At 53.7% G+C, this 15965-nt stretch carries 14 protein-coding genes and 1 pseudogene; 12 read left to right on the forward strand and 3 right to left on the reverse strand.

What is annotated here, in order from left to right:
- A pseudogene (locus M2433_RS00005) lies at positions 1 to 327 on the forward strand (IS481 family transposase); the annotation flags it as partial.
- Between the two features lie 331 nt (positions 328 to 658).
- Here the strand turns inward: M2433_RS00005 and M2433_RS00010 are convergent.
- Positions 659 to 1162: a non-heme ferritin-like protein gene (locus M2433_RS00010; protein ID WP_429051998.1), complete on the reverse strand. Its 504-nt coding sequence runs from the start codon at positions 1160 to 1162 to the stop codon at positions 659 to 661.
- Between the two features lie 789 nt (positions 1163 to 1951).
- Between M2433_RS00010 and araF the strand changes: the two genes are divergently transcribed.
- The 5 genes from araF (at position 1952) to otsA (ending at position 7908) form a co-directional block, all read left to right on the forward strand.
- Positions 1952 to 2941, forward strand: a complete 990-nt coding sequence (gene araF / locus M2433_RS00015) for an arabinose ABC transporter substrate-binding protein AraF (protein ID WP_008500409.1) — start codon at positions 1952 to 1954, stop codon at positions 2939 to 2941.
- A 71-nt stretch (positions 2942 to 3012) separates the two neighbouring features.
- The gene (gene araG, locus M2433_RS00020) at positions 3013 to 4527 is read left to right on the forward strand and encodes an L-arabinose ABC transporter ATP-binding protein AraG (RefSeq protein WP_429052000.1); all 1515 of its coding nucleotides are present in this window, start codon (positions 3013 to 3015) and stop codon (positions 4525 to 4527) included.
- 14 nt (positions 4528 to 4541) lie between these two features.
- On the forward strand, positions 4542 to 5528 hold the full coding sequence (araH, locus tag M2433_RS00025; RefSeq protein ID WP_023336141.1) for an L-arabinose ABC transporter permease AraH: 987 nt from the start codon (positions 4542 to 4544) through the stop codon (positions 5526 to 5528).
- 177 nt (positions 5529 to 5705) lie between these two features.
- Positions 5706 to 6509: a trehalose-phosphatase gene (gene otsB / locus M2433_RS00030; RefSeq protein ID WP_429052002.1), complete on the forward strand. Its 804-nt coding sequence runs from the start codon at positions 5706 to 5708 to the stop codon at positions 6507 to 6509.
- Positions 6484 to 7908: an alpha,alpha-trehalose-phosphate synthase gene (otsA, locus tag M2433_RS00035; RefSeq protein WP_429052003.1), complete on the forward strand. Its 1425-nt coding sequence runs from the start codon at positions 6484 to 6486 to the stop codon at positions 7906 to 7908. The genes otsB and otsA overlap by 26 nt, the downstream gene beginning before the upstream one ends.
- 15 nt (positions 7909 to 7923) lie before the next feature.
- Here the strand turns inward: otsA and uspC are convergent, their stop codons facing one another.
- Positions 7924 to 8352: a universal stress protein UspC gene (gene uspC, locus M2433_RS00040; protein WP_063957580.1), complete on the reverse strand. Its 429-nt coding sequence runs from the start codon at positions 8350 to 8352 to the stop codon at positions 7924 to 7926.
- Positions 8353 to 9146: 794 nt separating this feature from the next.
- Here uspC and flhD point away from each other — a divergent pair.
- The 6 genes from flhD to cheW all read left to right on the forward strand — a co-directional run bounded on the left by flhD (position 9147) and on the right by cheW (position 14579).
- Positions 9147 to 9497 (forward strand): flagellar transcriptional regulator FlhD, encoded by a 351-nt coding sequence (gene flhD / locus M2433_RS00045; RefSeq protein ID WP_023336137.1) that lies wholly within the window; start codon positions 9147 to 9149, stop codon positions 9495 to 9497.
- A gap of 2 nt (positions 9498 to 9499) precedes the next feature.
- Positions 9500 to 10078 carry a flagellar transcriptional regulator FlhC gene (gene flhC, locus M2433_RS00050; protein WP_013096051.1) on the forward strand — a complete coding sequence of 193 codons (579 nt, stop codon included), beginning with the start codon at positions 9500 to 9502 and terminating at the stop codon, positions 10076 to 10078.
- Positions 10079 to 10201: 123 nt separating this feature from the next.
- Positions 10202 to 11089 (forward strand): flagellar motor stator protein MotA, encoded by an 888-nt coding sequence (gene motA / locus M2433_RS00055; RefSeq protein ID WP_008500417.1) that lies wholly within the window; start codon positions 10202 to 10204, stop codon positions 11087 to 11089.
- Positions 11086 to 12015 (forward strand): flagellar motor protein MotB, encoded by a 930-nt coding sequence (motB, locus tag M2433_RS00060; RefSeq protein WP_429052005.1) that lies wholly within the window; start codon positions 11086 to 11088, stop codon positions 12013 to 12015. The genes motA and motB overlap by 4 nt, the downstream gene beginning before the upstream one ends.
- A gap of 4 nt (positions 12016 to 12019) precedes the next feature.
- On the forward strand, positions 12020 to 14056 hold the full coding sequence (gene cheA / locus M2433_RS00065; RefSeq protein ID WP_429052006.1) for a chemotaxis protein CheA: 2037 nt from the start codon (positions 12020 to 12022) through the stop codon (positions 14054 to 14056).
- A gap of 19 nt (positions 14057 to 14075) precedes the next feature.
- The gene (gene cheW, locus M2433_RS00070; RefSeq protein ID WP_008500420.1) at positions 14076 to 14579 is read left to right on the forward strand and encodes a chemotaxis protein CheW; all 504 of its coding nucleotides are present in this window, start codon (positions 14076 to 14078) and stop codon (positions 14577 to 14579) included.
- Positions 14580 to 14684: 105 nt separating this feature from the next.
- Here cheW and M2433_RS00075 read toward each other — a convergent pair whose 3' ends face one another.
- A complete protein-coding gene (locus M2433_RS00075; RefSeq protein WP_429052008.1) occupies positions 14685 to 15950 on the reverse strand; it encodes a dicarboxylate/amino acid:cation symporter in 1266 nt (421 codons plus the stop codon).
- Positions 15951 to 15965 lie beyond the last annotated feature (15 nt).

Raw genomic sequence — 15965 nt, forward strand, 5'->3', positions numbered from 1 at the left:
TGGCGGACGGTCTATAACCTTGAACGCCCGCATGAAGCGCTGGATATGGCGGTACCGGGCTCGCGGTATCAGCCGTCTGCGCGGCAGTACAGCAGCAACACAACGCCCCCGGAATACGACGAGGACGTGATGGTCAGGAAAGTGGATATCAGCGGGAAGCTGAGCGTGAAAGGGGTAAGTCTGAACGCAGGCAAGGCGTTCAGGGGAGAACGGGTCGGGCTGAAGGAGATGCAGGAAGACGGCAGCTACGAGGTGTGGTGGTACAGCACGAAAGTGGGGGTGATCGACCTGAAGAAAAAGTCGATCACCATGGGTAAAGGATGTTAAAAAGTGTTCACCATGTCCCCGAACACCTGTCTACCATGTCCCCGGACCGTACAAGGGAGAGGGCTGGGGTGAGGGGGAACATACGGCTATGGAGGTTATTCCGTCACTTTATGTTCCTTGCTACTCTGTAACGGCATGACCTGTGAACGTGCCAGGGTGGCTCAGTCGCCACCACCCTGCACCTCGCCCCGGCCTTACGGAAACGCTTCGGGGATTTACAGCCGGACCAGGACATCGCTGCAAGTTATCCACTTGCCTGATACAAAACTCATCGCTTCAGGTTAATAAATTCCTGGGAAACCCTCAGCCCGGGTTGGAGCAGATTAAAAACTCAGTGGTGTTGCACCGCCACAATGTCGAGCAGATGACGGTCGGTTTGCTCAGGGCATAAACCCGCCTGCTGCGCATGATGAATCTCATCCGCCAGCGTCTTCAGCAGCATTCCGTCCTGCTGCTGTTCTTTGTCCATATCACGTAAGAACATGAGGGTGGTCATGTCCTGCTGCGCTTTGGCTTCATCGGCCAGTTTACTGAGCGTGCTGCAGCGTTGTTCATACTCTTCAAGCGTTTTCTGGAAAAGCTCTTCCAGGGAGGAGTAGTTTTCATTAATTCCATCAAGGGCTTTCACGACAGGATTTGCCCCTGAGGCCTTAAGGAAGTTAAAGACGCGCATCATGTGAGTGACGTTACTTTGCGCCTGTGAGCGAAAGAATGTGGCAGAGCCCGTGAGGCTATTCTCGGCGCACCATGCGCTTAAGTGAAGGTGCAGATTCGAAGCGTAGAACTCAAGGTTCATCTGCGCGTTAAGTTTTTGCATCATCGTTTGGGTAGCCATACTCATATCCTTATTGACTGTGGGACGTGATGTCCGTTGCTTAACCTGAGCGCCAGGCAAATGCGGAGAAAAAAGCAGAAATACAATTTCTGCAGTGACCTAAGTCGACCGAAATACACTTCCTGTGTTCGATATAAATAAGCATACCCTTGTCTATGGTCTAAGAAAACTCTTAATTAGGCTGTGTTTACCATACATTACAAAGTTTAATATAGTACAGAAATGCAATAAGCTCGCGATGAAATAAATATTTCTTAATTCTTTGATAACTAATGTTTTTCATCAGGTGTGTACATTGTTGCTCTTTCGGGATTATTTAGCTGGAATAATCATCCGTGAAAAAGAGAAATACGGATTTATCAATTTGAATATATGATGTTTTAGTAAATTTGCGCTAAATCAATTTCTGCGAAATAACGGTTTTTCAGGTTCGTTATGCTTTCGTGATGAAACACATGCTCAATGCTTTTTAGGAATGGGTGCCATTTTGCTCGCCGTAGGGCATCAGGGATTTCTTAGCTAATCTTATGGACAATTCTGCTTAGGCACCTTTCATTTGTCAGACAAATCCTGCCTTTTTTATGTCATTTTTCGCTGAATTTATGTACGCAATTACTGTAATTCTGCGGTGTGATGGGGCTCTCTTATGGATGATTAATTTCCCGCTAAAACTATCACCAGCAATAACGCTTATGACGAGGTAAGCGCTAATGCCTTGTTTTAAGTCCGATTAAATAAGAAGCACGCAAATATTCCCTACAGAAAAGAATGCTAAAGCTGGAGTTTACCATGCACAAATTTACTAAAGCGCTGGCGGCCATCGGTCTGGCTGCCGTTATGTCACAATCCGCTATCGCTGAGAATTTAAAACTCGGTTTTTTGGTAAAACAACCCGAAGAACCCTGGTTCCAGACCGAGTGGAAATTCGCCGATAAGGCCGGGAAAGATTTAGGTTTTGAAGTGATTAAAATCGCCGTGCCTGACGGTGAGAAAACCCTGAACGCCATCGACAGTCTGGCGGCCAGCGGTGCGAAAGGTTTCGTTATCTGTACTCCGGATCCAAAGCTCGGTTCGGCCATCGCGGCGAAGGCCCGCGGTTACGACATGAAAGTGATTGCCGTTGACGATCAGTTCGTGAACGCCAAAGGTAAGCCAATGGACAGCGTTCCGCTGGTGATGATGGCGGCAACCAAGATCGGCGAACGTCAGGGCCAGGAACTTTATAAAGAGATGCAGAAGCGTGGCTGGGATGTCAAAGAGACCGCGGTGATGGCCATCACCGCGGATGAGCTGGACACGGCACGCCGTCGTACTACCGGTTCAATGGACGCGCTGAAAGCGGCCGGCTTCCCGGAAAAACAGATCTACAAAGTCCCAACCAAGTCCAACGATATCCCGGGCGCTTTTGACGCCGCGAACTCCATGCTGGTTCAGCATCCGGAAGTGAAACACTGGCTGGTGGTTGGCATGAACGACAACACCGTGCTGGGCGGAGTACGCGCGACGGAAGGCCAGGGCTTCAAAGCGCCTGACGTCATCGGGATTGGTATCAACGGCGTTGACGCCGTCAGCGAGCTGTCCAAAGCGCAGGCCACCGGCTTCTACGGCTCTCTGCTGCCAAGCCCGGACGTTCACGGCTACAAATCCAGCGAGATGCTCTACAACTGGGTAACCAAAGGGGCTGAACCGCCGAAATTTACCGAAGTGACCGACGTGGTGTTAATCACCCGCGACAACTTCAAAGAGGAGCTGGCGAAAAAAGGACTGGGCGGTAAGTAATACGCTGTGATTGTGCCCCTCACGCATCGTGAGGGGCCAGACGTACACACTACTGGAATCACGGAGACGTTATGCGACAGTCTGATCCGTATCTCTCTTTTCGCGGCATCGGGAAAACCTTCCCCGGTGTTAACGCGCTGACCGATATCAGCTTCGACTGCTATGCCGGCCAGGTTCACGCCCTGATGGGGGAAAACGGTGCGGGAAAATCCACGCTGCTAAAAATTCTTAGCGGCAACTACGCGCCAACGACCGGCACGCTGGCTATTCGCGGCGAAGAGATGACCTTTGCCGATACCACGGCGGCGCTCAATGCCGGCGTGGCTATTATCTATCAGGAGCTGCACCTCATTCCTGAGATGACCGTGGCGGAAAACATCTATTTAGGGCAGCTTCCGCACAAAGGCGGCGTGGTGAATCGTTCGCTACTTAATTATGAAGCGGGGCTGCAGCTTAAGCACCTGGGTCTGGACGTCGATCCCCAGACGCCGCTGAAGTATCTCTCCATCGGCCAGTGGCAGATGGTAGAAATTGCCAAGGCGCTGGCGCGTAACGCCAGAGTGATTGCCTTCGATGAGCCCACCAGTTCGCTCTCCGCGCGTGAAATCGACAATTTGTTCCGCGTGATCCGCGAGCTGCGTCAGGAAGGCCGTACGATTTTGTATGTTTCACACCGTATGGAAGAGATATTTGCCCTGAGCGACGCCATCACCGTGTTTAAAGATGGCCGCTATGTGCGCACCTTTACCGACATGGCGCAGGTTAACCACGACCAGCTTGTTCAGGCGATGGTTGGGCGCGAGCTCGGTGATATTTATCACTGGCAGCCGCGGGCGTACGGGCCTGAACGCCTGCGTCTGGACAGCGTCAAAGCGCCGGGCGTGCGTACGCCGGTGTCGTTATCCGTGCGCAGCGGCGAAATCGTCGGACTGTTTGGCCTGGTCGGGGCAGGGCGCAGCGAGTTAATGAAAGGCCTGTTCGGCGGTACCCGCATTACCGATGGGCAGGTCTCCATTGACGGCGAGCGGGTAGACATCCAGAAACCGGCCCACGCGATCAGGGCGGGGATGATGCTCTGCCCGGAAGACCGCAAAGCCGAGGGGATCATTCCGGTACACTCGGTGCGCGACAACATCAACATTTCCGCCCGCCGCAAGTTTATTCACGCTGGCTGCCTGATAAACGATAGCTGGGAGTCGAGCAACGCCGACCATCATATTCGCTCCCTGAATATCAAAACGCCGGGTCCGGAACAGCTCATCATGAATCTTTCCGGCGGCAACCAGCAGAAGGCCATTTTGGGCCGCTGGCTGTCAGAGGATATGAAGGTCATTTTGCTGGACGAGCCGACGCGCGGTATCGATGTGGGGGCAAAACACGAGATTTATAACGTGATCTATGAGCTGGCAAAACGCGGCGTGGCGGTGCTCTTCGCCTCAAGCGATCTGCCGGAGGTGCTTGGCGTGGCCGACCGCATTGTGGTGATGCGAGAAGGTGAAATTGCCGGCGAATTGCTTCATGAACAGGCGAATGAACAACAGGCGTTGAATCTCGCCATGCCTAAAGTCAGCCAGGCTGTCGCCTGAGTAAGGAGTTAATGATGTCCTCTGTTACTACATCCGGAGTGCCGAAGTCGAAATCGGCGTTGAGTTTTGGGCGTATCTGGGATCAGTACGGCATGCTGGTAGTCTTTGCCGCGCTCTTCCTCGCCTGTGCGATTTTCGTCCCGAATTTTGCCACCTTCATTAATATGAAGGGGCTGGGGCTGGCCATTTCCATGTCCGGAATGGTGGCCTGTGGGATGCTGTTCTGCCTGGCTTCCGGCGATTTTGACCTGTCGGTGGCGTCGGTGATTGCCTGTGCGGGCGTCACGACGGCAGTGGTGATCAACATGACCGAGAGCCTATGGATTGGCGTCCTGGCCGGTCTGTTACTCGGCGTCATCAGCGGTCTGGTGAACGGTTTTGTTATCGCCCGCCTGAAGATCAACGCCCTGATCACCACGCTTGCGACGATGCAAATTGTCCGCGGGCTGGCCTATATCATCTCCGACGGTAAAGCGGTGGGGATTGAGGACGAGCGCTTCTTTACGCTGGGTTATGCCAACTGGCTGGGTTTGCCTGCGCCTATCTGGCTGACCGTGGCCTGCCTGATCCTGTTCGGCTTCCTGCTGAACCGGACCACCTTTGGCCGTAACACGCTGGCGATTGGCGGCAATGAAGAGGCCGCTCGACTGGCCGGCGTGCCTGTCGTGCGAACCAAGATTATTATCTTTGTGCTCTCAGGACTGGTTTCTGCCGCCGCGGGGATTATTCTGGCTTCGCGTATGACCAGCGGCCAGCCAATGACCTCCATCGGTTATGAGCTGATCGTCATTTCGGCCTGCGTTTTAGGGGGCGTTTCCCTCAAGGGTGGCATCGGAAAAATCTCATATGTGGTGGCCGGTATCCTGATTTTAGGGACGGTAGAGAACGCCATGAACCTGCTGAATATTTCGCCGTTCTCTCAGTACGTGGTTCGCGGCCTGATCCTGCTGGCAGCCGTGATTTTCGACCGTTACAAGCAAAAAGCGAAGCGTACGGTGTAACCTCAATCTCTCTCTTTTATTGCTCAACTTATAACCTTAGTTGACTCCTTAACCGCCCCGCCAGTAAAACTGGCGGGGCGGTTGTCAAATGGCGAGCGACGTCACACTGTCTATACTTACATGGCTATGAAAGAGGTAAAGGCGTTTACCTCTCAGTAAACCGTAAGGAGGAAAAGGGTGGCTGACTTGTTAACCGCACCGCCTGTACTGCCCGGACATTATGCTTTCTTTTTTGATCTCGACGGCACGCTCGCCGGGATAAAACCGCACCCCGATCAGGTGTCTATTCCGGATGCGGTGTTACAGGATTTGCATCGGCTCTCGCTTATGAATGAGGGAGCACTGGCATTGATATCAGGGCGCTCAATGGCCGAGCTGGACATGCTCGCCAGTCCTTACCACTTTCCGCTGGCCGGTGTACACGGAGCGGAGCGCCGCGACATCCATGATCACACGCATATCGTTTCACTCCCCGACGCACTCACGCAAACGCTGCAGAAGCAGCTTTCTGCAGCGCTTGCCGAACTGCCAGGCACCGAGCTGGAAGCTAAAGGCATGGCCTTTGCCCTGCACTATCGTCAGGCACCGCAGCATGAAGAGGCCGTGCTTGCTCTGGCTCAGGCGGTTGCGGATGCGCATCCACAGGTGGCATTGCAGCCCGGCAAATGCGTTGTGGAGTTAAAGCCGAAAGGGATTAATAAAGGCGCGGCCATTGCCGCGTTTATGGCGACACCGCCTTTCAACGGGCGGACGCCCGTTTTCATTGGGGATGACCTGACCGACGAGGCCGGGTTTCGCGTGGTGAATCAGGCCGGAGGGATCGCCGTCAAGGTGGGGCCTGGTGACACCGTAGCCGAATGGCGGCTGGCGGATGTCGCCAGCGTCTGGCAATGGATATCTGACATCGCTAACCAGCAACAACAACAAATAGCGCAAAGCAAAGGGGGAAACCATTATGGGTCGCTTAGTCGTCGTCTCTAACCGAATCGCACCGCCGGATGATAAAAAAGCCAGCGCGGGTGGCCTGGCGGTAGGGGTGTTAGGTGCCTTAAAAGCCGCTGGCGGGCTGTGGTTTGGCTGGAGTGGGGAAATCAGTGAGGAAGAGAAACCGCTCAAAAAAGTGACGCGCGGAAATATCACGTGGGCTTCATTTGCATTGAAGGAGAAAGACTATGACGAGTACTACTCGCAGTTCTCCAATGCTGTCCTGTGGCCCGCATTCCACTATCGTCTTGACCTGGTCAAATTCCAGCGGGAATCGTTCGAAGGCTATTCACGGGTGAACGCGCTGCTGGCGGATAAACTGCTGCCTTTAATCGAAGAAGACGATATTTTATGGATCCACGATTACCATCTGCTGCCGTTTGCCAGAGAGCTGCGAAAAAGGGGCGTAAATAACCGAATTGGATTCTTCCTGCACATCCCGTTCCCGACGCCGGAAATCTTTACCGCACTGCCGCCGCACGAAGCGCTGCTTGAGGCGCTGTGTGATTACGATTTGCTGGGCTTCCAGACCGAGAATGACCGCCTCGCGTTTCTTGACTCCGTGTCAGGTAAAACGCGTCTGGTCACCAAAGGCGGGAAAACCCATACGGCGTGGGGGAAAACCTTCCACACTGAAGTGTATCCGATAGGGATTGAGCCGGACGAAATTGCGGAGCAGGCCTCGGGCCCGCTGCCGCCGAAGCTGGCGCAGCTTAAGAATGAACTCAAGCACGTGAAAAATATCTTCTCGGTTGAGCGTCTTGATTATTCCAAAGGGCTGCCGGAACGCTTCCTGGCGTATGAGACGCTGCTGGATAAATACCCGCAGCATCACGGCAAGATTCGCTATACCCAGATAGCGCCAACGTCGCGCGGTGAAGTTCAGGCCTACCAGGATATTCGCCATCAGCTGGAGACGGAAGCAGGGCGCATTAATGGCCGCTACGGCCAGCTGGGCTGGACACCGCTCTTCTACCTGAATCAGCACTTTGACCGTAAGATCCTGATGAAGGTCTTCCGCTATGCGGACGTTGGCCTGGTCACGCCGCTGCGTGACGGGATGAACCTGGTCGCGAAAGAGTATGTGGCGGCCCAGGACCCGGCCGATCCGGGCGTCCTGGTGCTTTCCCAGTTTGCCGGCGCCGCGAATGAACTCACGTCAGCGCTTATCGTTAACCCTTACGATCGGGATGACGTGGCTAACGCGCTGAATCGCGCCCTGACGATGCCGCTCACGGAGCGTATTTCCCGTCATGCTGAAATGATGGAAACGATCCGTGAGAACGATATTAATCACTGGCAGGCGCGCTTTATTGAGGATCTCCGGGATATTGCCCCGCAAAGTCATGAAGGGGATCTGCAAAAAAAGATCGCGACCTTTCCTAAACTAGCCTGATATTCCCCTGGGGGGTTAACGCCCCCCAAGCGGAACTAACAGCACATCAACCTGGCTTGACGCGACAATAGATTTTGCCGCACAGGCCGCGCGCGATAAAAAGCTGTGGTTATGATTCCCGCATATCACTAAATCAATATGGTGCTTACGGCACATATCGAGAATATGGGCGTTAAGTTCCCCCGTCGCAATAACGGTTTCAGAAACCGGATATTGTGCCTTTTCAACTAACTCTCGCAGAAATTGCTGCGTTTCCTCCTGAAGAACCTCACGAATATCCTCCAGCATCGGGGCAGCCAGCTGATTATACATCTCTGGCTCGGCCGCGAGAGTGATGAGGCTGATGCGGGCATTGTGGGGTCTGGCAATGGAAACGGCCCGGGCGACGAGCTGATGGCTTTCGGGGGAAACTGCAACAGAAACAAGAATATGGGAGTAACTCATGGCGCACTCCTTAGGTGTCTGACAGACAGCGTTTGATCACCATTACCGCGATTTGCCCGGTTCTGCAAGAGCGGATTACGACATTAGTGTGAAGCTTATCATAATTATTCATTAATTATTCTTATAAGAAGAATAACTAAAAAAAGCGCCTAAATGAAAAAAATTAACAACTTAACGTAAATCACACAAATTCCCGCTTTCACTGTTAAATGGTTTTGACAGGTAACAAAATCATTTCGAATGATTACTACTTGAAACAACATTTTTATACTACCTGCATAACTATATGTTTTTTCACGGTAAGAAAAATGTTTCCACGAGAGGTGCTCGATGTGAATGTTTCCGCGCGCCGCTTAAGGCAGCAAAAGCACGTTATGTGCCAGTTCGGATCGCCTTTTCGCATGAGTATTCGTCAATTAAGAATACAAAACAGTGCTGATTGGTTAAATAATGAACAAATTACAAGTCATACTGATGGATTTATGGATGATATTCACTTAAATTGTGTGACGTGGATCACATTTTTTTTAAATTTGAGGATGGCTGGATTGTATGTGGCAAAACTGACGAGTAGAGTTTGCGTCGAATTAGGAAAAATCTTAGTTATTTGTAAGAAATGATAAATCATGTAAGAGACGCACTCGCGTTTCATCTTTACGTGTTTCAGTGAATACAAACCTAAATTCAACTATGCATTTAGCCTTTTCTTTTTTATACCGGGTGATTTCCCGGCGACATCACGGGGTGCGGTCTTTCCGCATAAAAATAATAGTTGGTTATTCGGGATGGGAACAATGCATACATCCGAGTTGCTAAAACATATCTATGACATCAATTTGTCGTATTTACTGCTCGCGCAGCGTTTAATTAGTCAGGACAAGGCGTCCGCGATGTTTCGTCTGGGTATTAACGAAGAAATGGCAACCATGCTGGGTGGGTTAACCCTCCCGCAGATGGTTAAACTGGCTGAAACGAATCAACTGGTTTGCCAGTTCCGCTTCGACGATTCGCAGACAATAACGCGTCTGACGCAGGACTCCCGTGTTGACGATCTTCAACAGATCCATACCGGTATTCTTCTCTCCACCCGCTTGCTTAACGAAATCAGCCAGCCTGATGACGCAGCCCGTAAGAAAAGGGCCTAGCAATGAGCGAGAAAAGCATTGTTCAGGAAGCGCGTGACATACAGCTGGCCATGGAGCTGATTACGCTGGGTGCTCGTTTACAAATGCTCGAAAGCGAGACTCAGTTGAGCCGTGGCCGTCTCATCAAACTGTACAAAGAGTTACGTGGTAGTCCCCCGCCGAAAGGCATGCTGCCGTTTTCTACCGACTGGTTTATGACGTGGGAGCAGAATATTCACGCTTCCATGTTCTGTAATGCCTGGCAGTATCTTCTCAAAACCGGTTTGTGTAGCGGCGTTGACGCCGTGATCAAAGCGTACAAACTTTACCTTGAACAATGCCCACAGCAGGAAGAAGGCCCTCTGCTGGCGCTGACCCGCGCATGGACGCTGGTGCGTTTTGTTGAGAGCGGAATGCTTGAACTGTCGCGCTGCAACTGCTGCGATGGCAATTTCATTACCCATGCTCACCAGCCTGCAGGCAGCTTCGCCTGTAGTTTATGTCAGCCTCCATCCCGCGCAGTAAAAAGACGTAAACTTTCCCGGGATGCTGCCGATATTATTCCACAACTGCTGGATGAACAGATCGAACAAGCTGTTTAACCCGAACGTGTGGGCAAGATTCCAGCAGCGGTAAGCAATTACCGCTGCTTTTTTTTACCCCGCAAACGGTAAACGCTGCGAGCTGGACGTCCTTGCCATAGTCACTAGCGGAAGGATGATGTCGTGCTTATCTTATTAGGTTACCTGGTAGTTCTCGGTACAGTTTTCGGCGGTTACATGATGACCGGCGGGCACCTTGGAGCACTCTATCAACCGGCTGAACTTATTATCATCGGCGGTGCAGGGGTAGGGGCTTTTATCGTTGGCAACAACGGTAAATCGATCAAGGGGACGCTGAAAGCTATTCCACTGCTGTTCCGTCGGTCGAAATACACCAAAAGCATGTATATGGATCTGCTGGCACTGCTCTATCGCCTGATGGCGAAGTCGCGTCAGCAGGGGATGTTTTCTCTTGAACGGGATATTGAAAATCCTAAAGAGAGCGAAATTTTTGCCAGCTATCCGCGCATTCTTGCTGACGCCATGATGCTGGATTTCATCGTCGATTATCTGCGACTGATCATCAGCGGCAACATGAATACCTTCGAAATCGAAGCGTTGATGGACGAAGAGATCGAAACCCACGAAAGCGAATCTGAAGTGCCGGCCAACAGCCTGGCGCTGGTGGGCGACTCCCTCCCGGCGTTCGGTATCGTTGCCGCGGTCATGGGGGTGGTTCACGCCCTGGCTTCAGCAGACCGTCCGGCAGCCGAGCTGGGTGCGCTGATTGCCCATGCGATGGTGGGCACCTTCCTCGGTATTTTGCTGGCCTACGGCTTCATCTCTCCGCTGGCAAGCGTGCTGCGCCAGAAGAGCGCGGAAACCACCAAAATGATGCAGTGCGTGAAGATCACGCTGCTCTCAAACCTCAACGGTTACGCGCCACCGATCGCGGTTGAGTTTGGCCGTAAAACGCTTTACTCCAGCGAGCGTCCGTCGTTTATCGAGCTTGAAGAACACGTTCGCGCGGTCAAAAACCCAAACCAACAGACGACAACTGAGGACGCATGAAAAACCAGTCCCATCCGATCGTCATCGTAAAAAAACGCAAGCACAAGGGCGGTGGGCATGGCGCTCATGGCTCGTGGAAAATTGCGTACGCCGACTTTATGACCGCAATGATGGCGTTCTTTCTGGTGATGTGGCTGATCTCCATCTCCAGCCCAAAAGAGCTGATCCAGATTGCCGAGTATTTCCGAACGCCGCTGGCGACGGCGGTGTCCGGTGGGCCGCGTATCTCTAACAGCGACAGCCCGATCCCCGGCGGGGGGGATGATTACACCCAGCAGAAGGGTGAGGTGAAAAAAGAGCCGAACATCGACGAGCTGAAAAGAAAGATGGAACAGGCGCGTCTGAAGAAACTGCGCGGCGATCTCGACCAGCTCATTGAAGCCGATCCGAAGCTGCGTGCGTTACGCCCGCACCTGAAAATCGATCTGGTGCAGGAAGGGTTACGTATTCAGATTATTGATAGCCAGAACCGCCCGATGTTTAAAACCGGGAGTGCGGAAGTTGAACCGTACATGCGCGATATTCTGCGCGCCATTGCCCCGGTGCTGAACGGCATTCCTAACCGGGTCAGCCTGTCAGGACACACGGATGATTTCCCGTACGCCAGTGGGGAGAAAGGATACAGCAACTGGGAGCTTTCTGCCGATCGTGCCAACGCCTCGCGTCGCGAGCTGGTGGCCGGTGGGCTTGATGATGGCAAGGTACTGCGCGTGGTCGGCATGGCAGCAACCATGCGCGTCTCCGACCGCGGGCCGGATGACGCCATCAACCGTCGTATCAGTCTTTTAGTGCTGAACCAGCAGGCGGAGCAGGCCATCCTGCATGAAAACGCCGAAAGTCAGAATGAGTCACTGGACGATTTAAAACAGCCTGGGGCCGTTCCTTCGGCTGCCGTTCCAACATCGCCACCAGCCAACCCGAGGTGATAGCGTGAGCATGGATATTAGCGATTTTTACCAGACATTCTTTGATGAAGCCGACGAATTGTTGGCCGATATGGAGCAACACTTACTCGATCTGGTGCCCGAAGCACCGGACTCCGAGCAGCTCAATGCCATCTTCCGTGCGGCGCATTCCATTAAAGGCGGAGCCGGAACGTTTGGATTTACCATCCTGCAGGAAACAACCCATTTAATGGAAAACCTGCTTGATGAAGCACGACGCGGTGAGATGCAGCTCAATACCGACATTATCAACCTGTTTTTGGAAACCAAAGATATTATGCAGGAACAGCTCGACGCCTATAAAAGTTCGGCAGAGCCTGACGCCGCCAGCTTTGAATACATCTGCAACGCGCTGCGCCAGCTCGCGCTGGAAGCCAAAGGTGAGGTTGCCGCAGCCGTGGTTCCGGCCGCAAAACTGAGCGTTGTCGATGCGGTTGCCGCGCAGGAGTCAGCCCCTGCCGACGCACCAGCGGGCAAATTGCGCGTTGTGCTGTCACGCCTGAAAGAGAATGAAGTTAGCCTGCTGGAAGACGAGTTGGGTAACCTGGCGACGTTAAGCAACGTGGTCAAAGGCAAAGACAGCCTTGCCGCGACGCTTGATGGCGGTATTGGCCAGGACGATATCGTGGCGGTGCTGTGCTTTGTGATTGAAGCCGATCAGATTGCCTTTGAAACCGAAACCACCGCGGTTGAAGCCCCGGCGGCTGAGGACGCGGTGGCCGTCGTCGCTCAGGCTGCGGCACCGGCCGTTGCCCCTGCGGCTCCGGCGTTAAAAGCGGTGCCAAAAGAGGCGGCCGCGCCGGGCCGTGGTGAAAAACCTGCCGCGCGCGCCAGCGAGTCTACCAGTATCCGCGTTGCGGTTGAGAAGGTCGATCAGCTGATTAACCTGGTGGGTGAACTGGTCATCACGCAGTCGATGCTGGCCCAGCGTTCTAACGAACTGGACCCGGTTACCCATGGCGACCTGATTACCAGCATGGGGCAGCTACAGCGTAACGCCCGCGATCTGCAGGAATCGGTCATGTCCATCCGTATGATGCCGATGGAATACGTCTTCAGCCGCTTCCCGCGCCTGGTTCGCGATCTCGCCAGCAAGCTGAATAAACAGATTGAACTGACCCTGATGGGCAGCTCAACGGAGCTGGATAAGAGCCTGATCGAGCGCATTATCGACCCGTTAACGCACCTGGTGCGTAACAGCCTCGACCACGGTATCGAACTGCCGGAAAACCGCATTGCCGCTGGAAAATCTCCGGTCGGGAATCTGATCCTCTCTGCGGAACACCAGGGCGGGAACATCTGCATCGAAGTGACCGATGACGGCGCGGGCCTTAACCGCGAGCGCATCCTGGCAAAAGCCATTTCGCAGGGGATGGCGGTCAATGAAAACATGACCGACGAAGAAGTGGGCATGCTGATCTTCGCGCCGGGCTTCTCAACCGCAGAGCAGGTGACCGACGTGTCCGGCCGCGGCGTGGGCATGGACGTGGTGAAACGTAACATCCAGGAGATGGGCGGCCACGTTGAGATCAACTCTAAACAGGGTTCCGGCACCACCATTCGCATCCTGCTGCCGCTGACGCTGGCGATCCTTGACGGCATGTCGGTGAAAGTGGCGGACGAAGTCTTTATCCTGCCGCTGAACGCGGTGATGGAATCCCTGCAGCCGCGTGAGGAAGATCTGCATCCGCTGGCGGGCGGCGAACGCGTTCTCGAAGTGCGCGGTGAGTACCTGCCGCTGGTGGAACTGTGGAAAGTGTTCGAGGTGGACGGGGCGAAGACGGAGGCCACGCAGGGTATCGTTGTGATCCTGCAAAGCGCGGGCCGCCGCTACGCGCTGCTGGTCGATCAGCTGATTGGTCAGCACCAGGTTGTTGTGAAGAACCTCGAAAGCAACTACCGCAAAGTGCCGGGTATTTCTGCCGCCACCATTCTGGGTGATGGTAGCGTGGCGCTGATCGTCGACGTGTCGGCGCTTCAGGGATTAAATCGTGAACAACGTGTGGCGTACACAGCCGCCTGATTAAGTAGAAGGTAAAAACATGACCGGTATGAGTAACGTAACGAAACTGGCGGGCGAGCCATCAGGGCAGGAATTCCTGGTATTCACTTTAGGCGATGAGGAGTACGGCATCGATATCCTGAAAGTGCAGGAAATCCGTGGTTATGATCAGGTTACCCGCATCGCCAACACGCCTGCTTTTATTAAAGGTGTCACCAACCTGCGCGGCGTTATTGTCCCTATCGTCGATCTGCGCGTGAAGTTCAGCCAGGGCGACGTTGATTACAACGACAACACCGTGGTGATCGTCCTGAACCTGGGTCAACGCGTGGTGGGCATTGTGGTAGATGGCGTCTCAGACGTGCTTTCCCTGACGTCCGATCAAATCCGCCCTGCACCGGAGTTTGCGGTTACGCTGTCGACCGAATATCTGACCGGTCTGGGCGCGCTCGGCGAACGTATGCTGATCCTGGTGAACATCGAGAAGCTGCTGAACAGCGACGAGATGGCGCTGCTGGATATCGCGGCGAGCCACGTAGCGTAGGTAAATGCAAAACGGCAACCCAGGTTGCCGTTTTTTGTGTTTGCTCATTCTCCCTGAGGGAGAGGGCTGGGGTGAGGGCATCAGGCCTCACCCTTTTTTACATCCTTACGCTTCCTGCTTCACCAGCTCAGCTTCCGCTTCCGCTTCACGCGCGCCTTCATTCTGCGACAGCATCGCGGTTGCAATCCCGTTCCCCAGCACGTTAATTGCAGAGCGGCCCATATCCAGGAAGTGGTCGATCCCCATCAGCAGCAGAATGCCGGCTACCGGAATGTTAAAGCTCGGGATCGTCGCGGCCAGCACCACCAGCGAGGAGCGCGGCACGCCCGCAATCCCTTTTGAGGCCAGCATCAGGGTCAGCATCAGAACCGTCACCTCAGAGAAGCTCAGGTGAATATTGTACGCCTGAGCGATAAACATCGAGGCGAATGAGCAGTACACCATCGAACCCACCAGGTTGAAGGAGTAGCCAATCGGCAGAACAAAAGAGGCGATATTGCGTGAACAGCCAAAGCGCTCAAGCTGCTCCAGCGTTTTTGGATAGGCCGCTTCTGAACTGCTGGTGGTAAACGCAACCAGTACCGGGTCCTTCAGCATGCTGACCAGGCGAAACACCTCTTTTTTCAACACCATGTAACCCACGGCCAGCAGCACCATGCAGGTGAGAAGAATGGCAACATAGTAGCCGCCAATAAAGGAGGCATAGTTCAACAGAATGCCAAGACCCTGAGTGGCAATCACGGACGAAATCGCCGCGAAAATGGCCAGCGGCGCAACGTACATGACGTAACCCGTCACCTTGAGCATGATATGGGAAACCACGTCCAGCGCGGCCACCAGCGGTGCGTTGAACTTCTGCCCCAGCGACGCGCCGCCGATGCCAAAGAACATCGAGAACACCACAATCTGCAGGATCTCATTGTTCGACATCGCCCCTGCGATGCTGGTTGGAATGGTGTGGGACAGGAACGCTTTCAGCGTCATGCCCCCAACGGCCAGACCGGTATCGACCGCCTCGGTTGGGATCGTCAGGTTCAGACCGCTGCCCGGATGTTCCAGGGTGACAATAAACAGGCCCACCAGAATCGAGAGCACGGATGAGCTGATAAACCACACCATCGCTTTGCCACCCACGCGGCCAATGGTGGAGGTTTCGCCCAGCTTCATGATGCCGACGGTGAGCGTGCTGAAGACCAGTGGTGCAATGACCATTTTGATCAGACGAAGGAAAATATCGGTCAGAAGGGTAATATTATCCGACCAGGATTTGATGGCATCCGCAGATGCATACTCATGAATTGCTGCCCCTGAAAGAATACCCGCCAGCATGAATATCACGATGAAGAGTGTGAGTTTGTTTGCACTTGCCACGAAAAAAGACCCTCT

It is taken from the genome of Enterobacter sp. AC1, from assembly GCF_050434705.1.
Lineage (GTDB): Bacteria > Pseudomonadota > Gammaproteobacteria > Enterobacterales > Enterobacteriaceae > Enterobacter > Enterobacter cloacae_L.

Coding starts and splice junctions, on each gene's coding strand:
- M2433_RS00010 (WP_429051998.1), bottom strand. CDS start 1,162: ATGGCTACCCAAACGATGATGCAAAAACTTAACGCGCAGATGAACCTT.
- motB (WP_429052005.1), top strand. CDS start 11,086: ATGAAAAACCAGTCCCATCCGATCGTCATCGTAAAAAAACGCAAGCAC.
- flhD (WP_023336137.1), top strand. CDS start 9,147: ATGCATACATCCGAGTTGCTAAAACATATCTATGACATCAATTTGTCG.
- cheW (WP_008500420.1), top strand. CDS start 14,076: ATGACCGGTATGAGTAACGTAACGAAACTGGCGGGCGAGCCATCAGGG.
- araG (WP_429052000.1), top strand. CDS start 3,013: ATGCGACAGTCTGATCCGTATCTCTCTTTTCGCGGCATCGGGAAAACC.
- otsA (WP_429052003.1), top strand. CDS start 6,484: ATGGGTCGCTTAGTCGTCGTCTCTAACCGAATCGCACCGCCGGATGAT.
- araH (WP_023336141.1), top strand. CDS start 4,542: ATGTCCTCTGTTACTACATCCGGAGTGCCGAAGTCGAAATCGGCGTTG.
- flhC (WP_013096051.1), top strand. CDS start 9,500: ATGAGCGAGAAAAGCATTGTTCAGGAAGCGCGTGACATACAGCTGGCC.
- uspC (WP_063957580.1), bottom strand. CDS start 8,352: ATGAGTTACTCCCATATTCTTGTTTCTGTTGCAGTTTCCCCCGAAAGC.
- araF (WP_008500409.1), top strand. CDS start 1,952: ATGCACAAATTTACTAAAGCGCTGGCGGCCATCGGTCTGGCTGCCGTT.